Annotated in this window: 15 protein-coding genes; 12 read left to right on the top strand and 3 right to left on the bottom strand. The window is 40.5% G+C overall.

Going from position 1 to position 12,886, the window contains the following annotated elements; genetic code table 11:
* Positions 1 to 222: 222 nt before the first annotated feature.
* Together trhA and ADH54_RS04110 are read right to left on the bottom strand one after the other, a co-directional pair.
* Positions 223 to 870, bottom strand: coding sequence for a PAQR family membrane homeostasis protein TrhA (gene trhA, locus ADH54_RS04105; RefSeq protein WP_001098000.1), 648 nt, complete (start codon positions 868 to 870; stop codon positions 223 to 225).
* On the bottom strand, positions 867 to 1,313 hold the full coding sequence (locus ADH54_RS04110; protein WP_049524143.1) for a DUF1836 domain-containing protein: 447 nt from the start codon (positions 1,311 to 1,313) through the stop codon (positions 867 to 869). Before ADH54_RS04110 ends, trhA begins: the two co-directional genes overlap by 4 nt.
* A 134-nt stretch (positions 1,314 to 1,447) precedes the next feature.
* Here ADH54_RS04110 and ADH54_RS04115 point away from each other — a divergent pair, with 134 nt between their 5' ends.
* The 7 genes from ADH54_RS04115 (at position 1,448) to trxB (ending at position 5,800) form a co-directional block, all read left to right on the top strand.
* The gene (locus tag ADH54_RS04115; RefSeq protein ID WP_049524144.1) at positions 1,448 to 1,942 is read left to right on the top strand and encodes a GNAT family N-acetyltransferase; all 495 of its coding nucleotides are present in this window, start codon (positions 1,448 to 1,450) and stop codon (positions 1,940 to 1,942) included.
* Complete coding sequence (locus tag ADH54_RS04120) at positions 1,942 to 2,451, top strand: methylated-DNA--[protein]-cysteine S-methyltransferase (RefSeq protein ID WP_049524145.1); 510 nt, start codon at positions 1,942 to 1,944, stop codon at positions 2,449 to 2,451. Before ADH54_RS04115 ends, ADH54_RS04120 begins: the two co-directional genes overlap by 1 nt.
* A gap of 12 nt (positions 2,452 to 2,463) precedes the next feature.
* The gene (locus ADH54_RS04125) at positions 2,464 to 2,820 is read left to right on the top strand and encodes an arsenate reductase family protein (RefSeq protein WP_000889091.1); all 357 of its coding nucleotides are present in this window, start codon (positions 2,464 to 2,466) and stop codon (positions 2,818 to 2,820) included.
* A 157-nt stretch (positions 2,821 to 2,977) separates the two neighbouring features.
* Complete coding sequence (locus ADH54_RS04130; RefSeq protein ID WP_001103451.1) at positions 2,978 to 3,778, top strand: amino acid ABC transporter permease; 801 nt, start codon at positions 2,978 to 2,980, stop codon at positions 3,776 to 3,778.
* Entirely contained in the window at positions 3,778 to 4,521 is a 744-nt protein-coding gene (locus tag ADH54_RS04135) for an amino acid ABC transporter ATP-binding protein (RefSeq protein WP_049524146.1), read from the top strand. The genes ADH54_RS04130 and ADH54_RS04135 overlap by 1 nt, the downstream gene beginning before the upstream one ends.
* A gap of 77 nt (positions 4,522 to 4,598) precedes the next feature.
* Positions 4,599 to 4,823 carry a DUF4059 family protein gene (locus tag ADH54_RS04140; protein WP_000926599.1) on the top strand — a complete coding sequence of 75 codons (225 nt, stop codon included), beginning with the start codon at positions 4,599 to 4,601 and terminating at the stop codon, positions 4,821 to 4,823.
* A 65-nt stretch (positions 4,824 to 4,888) separates the two neighbouring features.
* The gene (gene trxB, locus ADH54_RS04145) at positions 4,889 to 5,800 is read left to right on the top strand and encodes a thioredoxin-disulfide reductase (protein WP_049524147.1); all 912 of its coding nucleotides are present in this window, start codon (positions 4,889 to 4,891) and stop codon (positions 5,798 to 5,800) included.
* A gap of 112 nt (positions 5,801 to 5,912) precedes the next feature.
* Here trxB and ADH54_RS04150 read toward each other — a convergent pair whose 3' ends face one another.
* Positions 5,913 to 6,098 carry a hypothetical protein gene (locus ADH54_RS04150; protein ID WP_049524148.1) on the bottom strand — a complete coding sequence of 62 codons (186 nt, stop codon included), beginning with the start codon at positions 6,096 to 6,098 and terminating at the stop codon, positions 5,913 to 5,915.
* Between the two features lie 205 nt (positions 6,099 to 6,303).
* Here ADH54_RS04150 and rpiA point away from each other — a divergent pair, with 205 nt between their 5' ends.
* The 5 genes from rpiA to ADH54_RS12655 all read left to right on the top strand — a co-directional run bounded on the left by rpiA (position 6,304) and on the right by ADH54_RS12655 (position 12,638).
* A complete protein-coding gene (gene rpiA / locus ADH54_RS04155; protein ID WP_049524149.1) occupies positions 6,304 to 6,987 on the top strand; it encodes a ribose-5-phosphate isomerase RpiA in 684 nt (227 codons plus the stop codon).
* 13 nt (positions 6,988 to 7,000) lie between these two features.
* Positions 7,001 to 8,212: a phosphopentomutase gene (locus ADH54_RS04160; protein ID WP_049524150.1), complete on the top strand. Its 1,212-nt coding sequence runs from the start codon at positions 7,001 to 7,003 to the stop codon at positions 8,210 to 8,212.
* 1 nt (position 8,213) lies between these two features.
* A complete protein-coding gene (locus tag ADH54_RS04165; protein WP_049524151.1) occupies positions 8,214 to 8,756 on the top strand; it encodes a DUF1697 domain-containing protein in 543 nt (180 codons plus the stop codon).
* Positions 8,757 to 8,771: 15 nt separating this feature from the next.
* The gene (locus ADH54_RS04170) at positions 8,772 to 9,581 is read left to right on the top strand and encodes a purine-nucleoside phosphorylase (RefSeq protein WP_049524152.1); all 810 of its coding nucleotides are present in this window, start codon (positions 8,772 to 8,774) and stop codon (positions 9,579 to 9,581) included.
* A 309-nt stretch (positions 9,582 to 9,890) separates the two neighbouring features.
* Positions 9,891 to 12,638: a thiol-activated cytolysin C-terminal domain-containing protein gene (locus ADH54_RS12655; RefSeq protein WP_080980776.1), complete on the top strand. Its 2,748-nt coding sequence runs from the start codon at positions 9,891 to 9,893 to the stop codon at positions 12,636 to 12,638.
* The last annotated feature ends 248 nt before the right edge of the window (positions 12,639 to 12,886 follow it).

Genomic DNA, 12,886 nt, shown 5'->3' on the forward strand with positions numbered 1-12,886 from the left:
GTGGATAGAACTGACGAAGTCAGTAACCATACCTACGGTAAGGCGACGCTGACGTGGTTTGAATAGTATAACTATTCTGATTTACATACTATTAGGGAAGCAGTATCCCATAATTGACGGCACGCTAGTAGGTACTATAAAATGGACTAGAGTACTTTTTCGATTGGGTATAAAACATCATAGAGAATAAAAAAGGTTAGGATTTTTTGCCCTAACCTTTTTTTACATGTAATAAACAATGGCGATGTATTGGAGGGCAGATGCGGCTAGTATAAAGAGATGCCAAATCATGTGGAAATAAGGTTTTTTCTTGGCGTAAAATCCAGCTCCAACTGTATAACAAAGTCCGCCAGTTACCATGAGACTCCAGAAAATTGGCGTTGTTTGACTGATAATGGCAGGAATGATAGCTAAAACCAACCAGCCCATAATCAGGTAAAGAGCAAGGCTAAATTTCTCATTGACTTTTTTAGCAAAGATTTTGTAGAGAATACCAAAGATGGTCGTTCCCCACTGGATGGCAATAATCAGATAGCCAAACCAGTTATTCATTAAGGTCAAGACGACGGGCGTGTATGAGCCAGCAATGGCAACGTAAATCATAGAATGGTCGATGATTCGCAAGACATATTTGTGGGTTGAACCATAGGCCATAGAGTGGTAAATGGTGGATGAGAGGAACATGAGAAAGAGACTAATAACGAAAATGGAAACGCCGATAGAGGATAAAAATCCGTGTGTCTCATAACTATAGGTGGATGAAATAGGCAGTAAGATGAGCATGATGACTGCACCTACGGCATGGGTCACACTATTAGCAATCTCCTCTCCAAAACTGAGTTGTTTGCTGAGTTTAAGACTAGTGTTCATTGGATTACCTCCTCTTGAGTATGATGGATTAAGTCTAGAGTTTGATGATAGAGTTTAACGGTTTGGCAGCTGGTTTGGATAATGGGGTTAGCTGGGTCAATTCCTTGGTTCATGTAGTCCACAAAAGCATCGTAGAGTTGGTCTGAACTTGCTTGAGTTTGTAGAGTATTAAGTGTCTGGGCTATTTCTTGAATAGAAAATACAGACTTGAGGCTTGTGATAGCAATCAAACGGGCAATCTGTTGGCGTTGGTATTTTTTCTTGTCAGGCTTTGTCAGGTAACCATGTTTCACATAATTATTGACCATAGATGCGGTCAGGCCCTTGTCTTTATCAGGAGAGATAGGGGCGCAGACCTGATTGACATAGAGTAAAACCTGGTCCAGATAGAGGTCAATATTTGGAATTTCTGTCCATTTTGGGTAGGAAAAGGTAGTTTTCATTTCCAACTCCTCTTTATCTAGTTTCGATAACTAGATTATAAAATAATAAAAACAGAAAGTCAAGTTTTAACTGCTTGTGAAAAGGCTTAAATTATGCTATGATGGGAGAAACTAGTCAGAAATGAGGAGAAAAGATGGAGATTCGTTTAGCTTTTCCAAATGAAGTAGATACCATCATGCAGGTGATGGAAGATGCTAAAAAATGTTTAGCAGATGCTGGTAGTGACCAGTGGCAAAATGGCTATCCAAATGCTGATATTGTTATTGAAGATATTATCTCAGGTCAAGCCTATGTTGCCTTGGAAGAGGGTGAACTACTAGCTTATGCAGCTGTGACCAAGAGTCCAGAGGCAGCCTATGAAGATATTTATGAGGGAAATTGGCAAGATGGAGAGTCAGAATATCTAGTCTTTCACCGTATTGCTGTGGCAGCAGATGTGCAGGGACAAGGAGTTGCTCAAACCTTCTTAGAGGGCTTGATTGAAGGATTTGATTATCTAGATTTTCGTTCAGATACGCATGCTGAAAACAAAGCTATGCAACATATTTTTGAAAAACTCGGTTTTAAACAGGTTGGTAAGGTTCCAGTTGATGGCGAACGCTTGGCCTATCAAAAATTGAAGAAATAATGCAAAAGAAGTACGCAAAAATGCTCTATTCTTCGCCAATTGGTTCTCTTTCTCTCGTGGCTGATGACCATTATTTGTATGGAATTTGGGTACAGGAGCAAAAGCATTTTGAGAGGGGACTAGGAGATGAAACGGTAGAAGAAGCTGTTAGTCATTCCATTTTAGACCCAGTTATTGCTTGCTTAGATGCTTATTTTAAAGGCAAGCCTCAGGATTTATCCAACTTGCCCTTGGCTCCAATCGGAACGGAGTTTGAAAAGCGAGTTTGGTCCTATTTACAGGGAATTCCTTATGGTCAGACAGTGACCTATGGACAAATAGCCCAAGACCTGCAAGTGGCTTCTGCTCAAGCAATTGGAGGAGCGGTAGGACGCAATCCTTGGTCTATCCTAGTACCTTGTCATCGGGTGCTGGGAGCAGGCAAGCGTTTGACAGGCTATGCTGCAGGAGTGGAAAAGAAAGCTTGGCTCTTGGGGCATGAAGGCGCAGATTTTAAAGATATAAAATAGAAAGTGAAACATATGTTAGAATTTATCGAATACCCAAAATGTTCAACTTGTAAAAAAGCAAAACAAGAATTAAACCAACTCGGTGTGGACTACAAAGCTGTTCACATCGTGGAAGAAACACCTAGTCAAGAAGTCATTTTAAACTGGCTAGAGACCTCAGGTTTCGAGTTGAAGCAATTTTTCAACACCAGTGGAATCAAATACCGTGAATTAGGGCTGAAAGATAAGGTAGGAAGTCTATCAAACCAAGAAGCGGCTGAGTTGCTAGCAAGCGACGGTATGTTGTTAAAACGGCCCATTTTAGTAGAAAATGGAACTGTTAAGCAAATCGGTTATCGAAAAGCTTACGAAGAATTGGGATTGAAATAGTTTTTACTTATCTCTTTGATAGATAAAATATATAGCCTCCCTGTTTCAAAGTATGATAAACTAGTAGGTAGACAAAGTCTGTACCTGACCGTAGCAAATAATTTCATTGACGGCAGAAGTATGGTAGAATGAATCATTATCAGGAGAGGATGTTTTTATGAATGTTACAACGATTTTAGCATCAGATTGGTACCAAAACTTGATGCAATTGATTCCAGATGGCAAGCTGTTTAGCCTGCGTTCGGTCTTTGATGGGATTCCAAGAATTGTCCAACAACTTCCAACAACAATTATGTTGACAATAGGTGGTGCCCTTTTTGGCTTGGTTTTGGCACTTCTTTTTGCCATTGTGAAAATCAATCGTGTCAAGATTTTATACCCCTTGCAGGCCTTCTTTGTTAGTTTCTTAAAAGGGACACCGATTTTGGTGCAACTCATGTTGACCTACTACGGAATTCCTTTGGCTTTGAAAGCCCTCAATCAGCAATGGGGTACTGGTCTCAATATCAATGCGATTCCAGCGGCTGTTTTTGCGATTGTAGCCTTTGCCTTTAATGAGGCAGCTTACGCTAGTGAAACCATTCGTGCAGCCATTCTCTCAGTCAATCCTGGTGAGATTGAGGCGGCACGAAGTCTGGGTATGACCCGAGCGCAAGTTTATCGTCGAGTGATTATTCCCAATGCGGCAGTTGTGGCGACTCCAACCTTGATTAATTCCCTTATCGGTTTGACCAAGGGAACTTCCCTAGCCTTCAGTGCGGGTGTTGTAGAAGTCTTTGCCCAAGCTCAGATTTTGGGTGGAGCTGATTATCGTTACTTTGAGCGATTCATCTCCGTTGCCCTTGTTTATTGGGTAGTCAATATTGGAATTGAAAGCCTAGGTCGTTTCATCGAGAGAAAAATGGCTATTTCTGCACCCGATACAGTGCAAACAGATGTGAAAGGAGACCTTCGTTAATGATTAAGATTTCGAATTTAAGTAAATCCTTTTCAGGACAGACTGTCTTGGATCATCTGGACTTGGATATTCAAAAAGGGGAAGTTGTAGCCTTGATTGGTTCTTCAGGAGCCGGGAAATCAACCTTCCTTCGTAGTCTCAATTATCTTGAAACACCTGACAGTGGCTCTATTCAGATTGATGATTTTTCAGTTGATTTTTCTAAAATCACTCAAGAAGAAATCCTTGCCCTACGCCGTAAGTTGTCTATGGTTTTCCAACAGTTTAATTTGTTTGAACGCCGCACAGCACTTGATAATGTGAAAGAAGGCTTGGTTGTTGTCAAGAAATTATCTGACCAAGAAGCAACCAAGATTGCCAAGGAAGAGTTGGCTAAGGTTGGGATTTCTGATCGTGAAAACCATTACCCTCGCCATTTATCAGGTGGACAGAAGCAACGGGTTGCCTTAGCGCGTGCGCTTGCTATGAAACCAGATGTCTTGCTCTTAGACGAACCAACTTCAGCACTTGACCCAGAATTGGTCGGTGAAGTAGAGAAATCTATTGCAGATGCTGCTAAGTCAGGTCAGACTATGATTTTAGTCAGTCATGACATGTCCTTTGTAGCTCAAGTGGCTGATAAGATTCTCTTCTTAGATAAGGGGAAAATCATCGAGTCTGGAACACCAGATGAGATTATCCACCATCCAAAAGAAGAGCGGACAAAAGAATTCTTCGCTAGTTACAAACGGACTTATATTTGATATAATAGATAAAGGAAAACTCAGTTAGCTGGACTAGCTGAGTTTACTCTTTAAAAAAGATAGAAATGAGAGAAATCATGCTACTGCAACTATTTTCTTTATATTTCGAGAGTTTGATCTTGACCACCATCCTTGTCCTGATTTTTTTAGGGATTTGGATTGGACTGAGAGCCATGTCGGGAGTTGATAAGACAGCCAAGGCTCGCCAAGCCCATCTCTATGATATGATTATGATTGGAGTCTTAGTTGTTCCAGTATTATCCTTTGCGGTTATGAGTTTAATTCTTGTTTTCAAGGCATAATCCTTGCGTGATTGACAAGAAAGAGTTAGAATAAAAATAGTTACAACAAGAAAGAAGGAATCTATATGTACGATACTATTATTATCGGTGCTGGACCTGCAGGGATGACTGCAGCCTTGTATGCTGCTCGCAGCAATCTGAAAGTAGCCTTGATTGAAGGTGGTCTGCCAGGTGGTCAGATGAATAATACCTCTGATATCGAAAATTACCCAGGATATGCTAATATTAGTGGGCCTGAATTGGCTGAAAAGATGTTTGAACCACTTGAAAATCTTGGTGTTGAGCACATTTATGGTTATGTTGAAAATGTCCAAGATCATGGTGATTTTAAGAAAGTGATTACTGATGACCAAACATATGAAACTCGTACCGTTATCGTAGCGACTGGTTCAAAACACCGTCCTTTGGGAGTGCCTGGAGAAGAAGAGCTGAACAGTCGTGGTGTTTCATACTGTGCCGTGTGTGATGGTGCCTTCTTCCGTGACCAAGATTTGTTGGTAGTTGGTGGTGGAGATTCAGCTGTTGAAGAAGCTATCTTCTTGACTCGCTTTGCTAAGACTGTTACCATTGTTCACCGTCGTGATCAACTTCGTGCTCAAAAGGTTTTACAAGACCGCGCCTTTGCGAATGAGAAAATCAGATTTATCTGGGATTCTGTAGTAAAGGAAATTAAGGGTGAAAACCGAGTAGAATCTGTCGTCTTTGAAAATGTGAAAACAGGTCAAGTGACAGAGCAAGCCTTCGGTGGTGTTTTTATCTATGTTGGATTGGACCCTCTTAGCGATTTTGTTAAAGAATTGAATATTCAAGATCAGGCAGGTTGGATTGTGACAGATAACCACATGAAAACTGCAGTTGACGGTATCTTTGCAGTTGGAGATGTTCGCTTGAAAGATCTTCGCCAAGTAACAACAGCAGTTGGAGATGGAGCTATCGCTGGTCAAGAAGCCTACAAGTTTATCACAGAACATAGTTAATCATAAAAACGCATAGTATCCGATTTACAAAAACCTTGATTCTATGCGTTTTATTGTGGGAAAATTTAGTTCATTTTCTACTGAAATTGAGTTTTGCCAGCATCTTATTTTTTTAGAAAAATCTTTTAATCTTGTTAACGAGGCCATCTAGACCTTCTGAACCAGAAATAAACTGCTGAGCTTGAGAGAAGTATTCTCCAAGTTGTTCTTGATTTTCTGCAACGAATGTTTTAGCAACTTCGAAATCTTTTGTTTCGATTAATTCTTTTACTTGATTAAACAAACCTAATGGGTTCATATCAGTTAACTTTTTTGAAATTGGGTTTTAAGCTCTATTTTTAGTGTACTCAAAATTAGGATAGACTATAATTTTTATTCGTTTGGTAAAAAGAAAATGCATATTTTTAAAGAAAGATTGATGAAAAATGTAAATTTGATCTTTTTACTTGAATAAAAAACGGTTTCATAGTAAAATAAGAACTGAAAATGATGGAGGTCAATCGATGGAAAATTTGAAGAAAATGGCAGGAATCAAGGCTGCTGAGTTCGTGAGCGATGGAATGGTCGTTGGACTTGGAACAGGCTCGACTGCCTATTATTTTGTCGAAGAAATCGGACGTCGTATCAAGGAAGATGGATTGCAGATTACAGCTGTAACGACTTCTAGTGTGACCAGTAAACAGGCAGAAGGCCTTAACATCCCGCTCAAGTCTATTGACCAAGTAGACTTGGTTGATGTGACGGTTGACGGGGCGGATGAAGTGGATAGCCAGTTTAACGGAATCAAAGGCGGTGGTGGTGCCCTTCTGATGGAGAAGGTTGTAGCAACGCCCTCAAAAGAATATATTTGGGTGGTGGATGAAAGCAAACTAGTCGAGAAATTGGGTGCTTTTAAATTGCCAGTAGAAGTGGTTCAGTATGGCGCAGAACAGGTCTTTCGTCGTTTTGAACGAGCTGGCTACAAACCAAGTTTCCGTGAAAAAGACGGTCAACGTTTTGTGACGGATATGCAGAATTTTATCATTGACCTCGCCTTGGACGTCATCGAAGATCCAATTGCTTTCGGACAAGAATTGGACCATGTCGTTGGTGTCGTGGAGCACGGCTTATTCAATCAAATGGTGGATAAAGTGATCGTTGCTGGACGAGACGGGGTTCAGATTTTAACTTTAAAAAAAGGAAAATAGAAGGGGGCATAAGATGTCTAAATTTAATCGTATTCATTTGGTGGTACTGGATTCTGTAGGAATCGGTGCAGCACCAGATGCTAATAACTTTGTCAATGCAGGGGTTCCAGATGGAGCTTCTGACACACTGGGACACATTTCAAAAACAGTTGGTTTGAATGTGCCAAATATGGCTAAAATCGGTCTTGGAAATATTCCTCGCGAAACGCCTTTGAAGACTGTAGCAGCTGAAAGCAATCCAACAGGATATGCGACGAAATTGGAAGAAGTATCTCTTGGTAAGGATACCATGACTGGACACTGGGAAATCATGGGACTCAACATTACTGAGCCCTTCGATACTTTCTGGAACGGATTCCCAGAAGAAATCTTGACAAAAATCGAAGAATTCTCAGGACGCAAGGTTATTCGTGAAGCTAACAAACCTTACTCAGGAACAGCTGTTATCGATGATTTTGGACCACGTCAGATGGAAACTGGAGAGTTGATTATCTATACTTCAGCTGACCCAGTCTTGCAAATTGCTGCCCACGAAGACATCATTCCTCTGGACGAATTGTACCGTATCTGTGAATACGCTCGTTCAATCACCCTTGAGCGCCCAGCCCTTCTAGGTCGCATCATTGCCCGCCCTTATGTAGGTGAACCAGGTAACTTCACTCGTACAGCAAACCGTCGTGACTTGGCTGTATCTCCATTTGCCCCAACTGTTTTGGATAAATTGAATGAAGCTGGTATCGATACTTATGCTGTTGGTAAAATCAATGATATCTTTAACGGTGCTGGTATCAACCACGACATGGGCCATAACAAGTCAAATAGCCATGGAATTGATACACTATTGAAGACCATGGGACTTGCTGAATTTGAAAAAGGATTCTCTTTCACAAACTTGGTGGACTTTGATGCCCTTTACGGCCACCGTCGTAATGCTCACGGTTACCGTGATTGTTTGCATGAGTTTGATGAACGCTTACCTGAAATTATCGCAGCCATGCGAGAGAACGACCTTCTCTTGATTACTGCGGACCACGGGAACGACCCAACTTACGCAGGAACAGACCACACTCGCGAATATATCCCATTGTTGGCTTACAGTCCTGCTTTTAAAGAAAATGGTGTCATTCCAGTAGGACATTTTGCCGATATTTCAGCGACTGTTGCCGATAACTTTGGTGTGGAAACTGCCATGATTGGGGAAAGTTTCTTAGATAAATTGGTATAAAATGACGCACTATGCTTTGCTAGTTAGGGGTATTAATGTTGGTGGCAAGAATAAGGTCTTCATGGCGGAGCTTCGTCAAGAACTGACAGAGTTGGGACTAGAAAAGGTTGAAAGCTACATCAACAGTGGTAATATTTTCTTTATTTCGACAGCCCCAAAAGTCAAATTGATTGAAAGGTTAGAGACTTTCTTTGCAGTCCATTATCCATTTATTCAGAGTTTTTCCCTACTGAGTCAAGAAGACTATGAAGCAGAAGTGGAGAATCTCCCAGCTTGGTGGAATGAAGATTTGGCACGAAAAGACGTCCTCTTTTACACTGAGGGCTTGGACGTAGATCAAGTCATCGTGACAGTTGAAAGTTTAGAGCTGAAAGATGAGGTGCTTCATTTTGGAAAACTTGGTATTTTCTGGGGGAAATTTTCTGAAGAATCCTACTCTAAGACTGCCTATCACAAGTACTTGCTCAAGATGCCTTTCTATCGCCACATTACTATTCGTAATGCTAAAACCTTTGACAAAATTGGTCAAATGCTAAAAAAATAATAAAGGAGACACACAATGACATTTTTAGACAAAATCAATGAAACAGCTGCTTTCCTGAAAGACAAGGGAATCCAAGCGCCTGAGTTCGGTCTAATCCTTGGGTCAGGACTTGGAGAATTGGCAGAAGAAATCGAAAATCCAGTTGTAGTAGACTATGCTGAGATTCCAAACTGGGGCCACTCTACAGTAGTTGGTCACGCTGGTAAATTAGTATATGGGGAACTTGCAGGTCGCAAGGTCTTGGCTCTTCAAGGGCGTTTCCATTTCTACGAAGGAAATCCTCTGGAAGTGGTGACATTCCCAGTTCGTGTCATGAAAATTCTCGGATGTGAAGGTGTCATTGTAACCAATGCAGCTGGCGGTATTGGTTTCGGTCCTGGTACCTTGATGGCTATCTCAGACCATATCAATATGACGGGGCAGAACCCATTGATGGGTGAAAACTTGGATGACTTTGGTCCTCGTTTCCCAGATATGTCTAAGGCCTACACACCAGAATACCGTGCTACTGCCCATGAAGTGGCTAAAAAACTTAATATCAAGCTTGATGAAGGTGTCTATATCGGTGTTACTGGTCCAACTTATGAAACACCAGCAGAAATCCGTGCTTATAAGACGCTTGGAGCAGATGCAGTTGGTATGTCGACTGTTCCTGAAGTTATTGTGGCATCCCACTCAGGCTTGAAAGTTCTGGGAATTTCATGTATTACTAACTTTGCGGCTGGTTTCCAAGAAGAACTTAACCACGAAGAAGTTGTAGAAGTAACCGAACGTGTTAAAGGTGATTTCAAAGGCTTGCTTAAAGCTATTCTTGCAGAATTGTAAGAACAAAGGATTAAAAGGGGGAATGCCTTTTTTCATTTCATGGTTGACTGGCTATTCGGAACAAAGAAGAAACATAGGTAGACTATGGGTTTCTTCCTACTCTTGTACCTGAAAGAGTCTGATAGTTAGCATTATGAAAGACAAGAATCTAGGATGCTGGGATTAGCTTCCTACGCCAAGCAGACTAGGATGATAAGGAGAGATAAGAATGGATTTACTTTCTGAATTTCTCAGTCTAGTCCTATATAGGGGACAAGGAGATTTCGCTTGAGTCTGCTTACAAATAAACAAAAAGAAAGATAAAGAATAATGAAAATCGGTCAACGAATTATGCGTTTTGGCATAAAAAAATTAAGTATCGGAGTTGTATCTGTTGCAGTCGGCTTCGCATTTCTAGCTCCAGCTGGGATTTCAGCCAATGAAGTAAAACAAGATGTAACATCTGAAGTGGCAACAAGAGTGCTAGATTCTAAGGAAGAATTGAGAGAGCCGGAAAATGCTACTCCAAAACAAGAAACTCCTCTTACCGAGGAGTCAAGACTAGCTCCTCAAACGCTTCCGGAAGCAAGTGAAGTTCTTGAAAACAAAAAGGAAGAGTCAAAAGTAGAGATAACAGAGCCAGCTCAAACTTCACCTGTTCTTGCTCCTGACCAAGGAACTAAAGAAGAAGTTGTGACAGAAAAACCAACAAATATTCGTTCTCTAACCGTAGAAGATTTGGTAAAGATTTCCAAAGGGGAATTGCACTTAGAAAATGATTTGATTGATGAATCTCTCTATGGTGAAAAAGTTCTCGATTTGGAAGGGGATGATGACCAAGATGGTATCAAAAACAAAGATGAACTTTATGTTTACAACAAAGATGGTAAGGATTATCTAGGATATCATAGCCATCCCTTGCTAGCAGACAGTGATGGGGATGGTTTGGCAGATGGAGAAGATGACAATAAGAAAGAATGGTATGTTACAGACCGCGATTCTCTTCTCTTTATGGAGTTAGCTTATCGAGACGATGATTATATTGAGAAAATTTTAGATCATAAGAATCCTTTCCCTAGTCTCTATCTTGACCGTCAAGAATACAAACTCATGCACAATGAATTGGCTCCTTTCTGGAAGATGAAAAAAGCCTACCATACAGATAGTGGCTTGGATGCTTTCTTATTTGAGACCAAGAGTGACCTTCCTTATCTCAAAGATGGAACGGTTCATATGTTGGCTATTCGTGGAACGCGAGTTAATGACGCTAAGGATTTAAGTGCAGATTTGGTTTTATTTGGTGGAAATAAACCAGCTCAAGCGGATGATATCCGCAAGGTTGTTGGGGAATTAGCCAAGGATACAAGTATTACCAAGTTGTATATGACAGGTCATTCTCTTGGAGGCTACCTAGCTCAGATTGCAGCAGTTGAAGCTTACCAAAAATATCCTGATTTTTATAACCATGTATTGAGGAAAGTGACGACTTTCAGTGCACCTAAAGTGATTACTTCCAGAACTGTTTGGAATGCTAAGAATGGTTTCTGGGATGTTGGTTTGGAAAGCCGTAAATTAGCTGTTAGTGGAAAAATTAAGCATTATGTGGTGGATAATGATAATGTTGTGACTCCCTTGATTCATAATGATCGTGATATTGTTACATTTACAGGTAATTCACGCTTTAAACACCGTTCTCGTGGCTATTTTGAAAGTCGAATGAATGATATTCCTAACTTTAATATTGGTAAACGAACTACCTTGGATAAACATGGTTATCGTGATCCAAAATTGGATAAAGTGCGATTCTTTAAGAAACAGGCCCTGCCTCAATCTTCTAGTCAACCAAGTGCTGAACCAATGGAAAATATTGCCTTAGGGAAACAGGTTACTCAAAGTTCGACAGCTTTCGGAGGAGATGCTAGAAGAGCTGTGGATGGTAAAGTTGATGGTAACTATGGTCACAATTCTGTCACTCATACAGACTTCCAATATAAGCCTTGGTGGCAAGTAGATTTGGCTAAAGAAGAAACTATTCGCCAAATCAATATTTACAACCGAACAGACACTGCCCAGGATAGATTGGCAAACTTTGATGTCATTCTTTTGGATAGTTTTGGTAAAGAAATTGAGAGAAAGCGTATAGCATCTCTTAAAGATGTGTCAGCACAAATTGCGATTAACTATAAAAAAGCGCGCTATGTTCGGATTGAGCTAGAAGGCTATAATGCCCTCAGTCTTGCAGAAGTACAAGTATACCGTGCTGAGAATATTGCTTGGAAAAAACAGGTTAAGAAAAGTTCCACTGTTTTTGAGGGAGATGCAAGTTATTCCTTGGATGGAATTACCAATAGTAGTTATAGCCAACAGTCTAATACACATACTAAGTCTGAAAACCAACCTTGGTGGGAAGTTGATTTAGGTCGTACAGAACAGGTAGGGCTTGTTCGTCTTCATAACCGTGGGGATGGAGAACTTTCTAAACGTCTGTCAGACTTTGATGTGATTTTATATGATGAAAAAGGGAAAGAAGTTGCTAGACAGTATGTTTCTAAACTTGACGGAACGAGCTTGGATGTTCAATTAAATGGGAAATTGGGACGCCGTGTTCGTGTGCAACTACGTAAGAACAATCAAGTCCTCAGTCTTGCAGAAGTAGAAGTTTTCCGCTTTATCGCTACGAATGGTGAGACAGCGACACAAGTTTCTAAGCCAGTTCAACCAATCAGTCAGACTCCTGCAAAAGACAAAACATTGACAATTCAACATAGTGGAGCTTATATTGCACGTTATTCAATATCGTGGGAAGAAGTTACAGTAGACAAAGATGGAAACCAAGTTGTTCGTAGTCGTTCTTGGGAAGGCAACGGTCGCAATCAGACTGCAGGTTTTGTCCTCAATCTCCCAATCAAAGAAAATATGAGAAATCTGCGAATTAAGATTGAGAAAAAGACAGGTCTACTATGGAATAGATGGCAAACAATCTATGAAAATAGACCAATTTTAGCTCAACCGCACCGTAAAATTACCCATTGGGGAACAACACTAAATTCTAAGATTTCTGATGACGATGTCTTGTAAAAAATCCTACTATTCAAGAATGAGATGATTTAGTCTATAAGAGAAGAACTACCTGGGTTTGCATGGAACTCAGGTAGCTCTCTGTGAAAGAACAAAATTAATACTCAATGAAAATCAAAGAGCAAACTAGGAAACTAGCCACAGGCTGCTCAAAGCACTGCTTTGAGGTTGTAGATATAACTGATGAAGTCAGTAACATATATACGGCAAGGCGACGTTGACGTGGTTTGAAGAGATTTTCGAAGAGT

Origin of the sequence: Streptococcus pseudopneumoniae (assembly GCF_001072315.1) — a bacterium.
In the GTDB taxonomy this organism is placed as follows: Bacteria; Bacillota; Bacilli; order Lactobacillales; family Streptococcaceae; genus Streptococcus; species Streptococcus pseudopneumoniae_R.

Coding starts and splice junctions, on each gene's coding strand:
- trhA (WP_001098000.1), bottom strand. CDS start 870: ATGAACACTAGTCTTAAACTCAGCAAACAACTCAGTTTTGGAGAGGAG.
- ADH54_RS04110 (WP_049524143.1), bottom strand. CDS start 1,313: ATGAAAACTACCTTTTCCTACCCAAAATGGACAGAAATTCCAAATATT.
- ADH54_RS04115 (WP_049524144.1), top strand. CDS start 1,448: ATGGAGATTCGTTTAGCTTTTCCAAATGAAGTAGATACCATCATGCAG.
- ADH54_RS04120 (WP_049524145.1), top strand. CDS start 1,942: ATGCAAAAGAAGTACGCAAAAATGCTCTATTCTTCGCCAATTGGTTCT.
- ADH54_RS04125 (WP_000889091.1), top strand. CDS start 2,464: ATGTTAGAATTTATCGAATACCCAAAATGTTCAACTTGTAAAAAAGCA.
- ADH54_RS04130 (WP_001103451.1), top strand. CDS start 2,978: ATGAATGTTACAACGATTTTAGCATCAGATTGGTACCAAAACTTGATG.
- ADH54_RS04135 (WP_049524146.1), top strand. CDS start 3,778: ATGATTAAGATTTCGAATTTAAGTAAATCCTTTTCAGGACAGACTGTC.
- ADH54_RS04140 (WP_000926599.1), top strand. CDS start 4,599: ATGCTACTGCAACTATTTTCTTTATATTTCGAGAGTTTGATCTTGACC.
- trxB (WP_049524147.1), top strand. CDS start 4,889: ATGTACGATACTATTATTATCGGTGCTGGACCTGCAGGGATGACTGCA.
- ADH54_RS04150 (WP_049524148.1), bottom strand. CDS start 6,098: ATGAACCCATTAGGTTTGTTTAATCAAGTAAAAGAATTAATCGAAACA.
- rpiA (WP_049524149.1), top strand. CDS start 6,304: ATGGAAAATTTGAAGAAAATGGCAGGAATCAAGGCTGCTGAGTTCGTG.
- ADH54_RS04160 (WP_049524150.1), top strand. CDS start 7,001: ATGTCTAAATTTAATCGTATTCATTTGGTGGTACTGGATTCTGTAGGA.
- ADH54_RS04165 (WP_049524151.1), top strand. CDS start 8,214: ATGACGCACTATGCTTTGCTAGTTAGGGGTATTAATGTTGGTGGCAAG.
- ADH54_RS04170 (WP_049524152.1), top strand. CDS start 8,772: ATGACATTTTTAGACAAAATCAATGAAACAGCTGCTTTCCTGAAAGAC.
- ADH54_RS12655 (WP_080980776.1), top strand. CDS start 9,891: ATGAAAATCGGTCAACGAATTATGCGTTTTGGCATAAAAAAATTAAGT.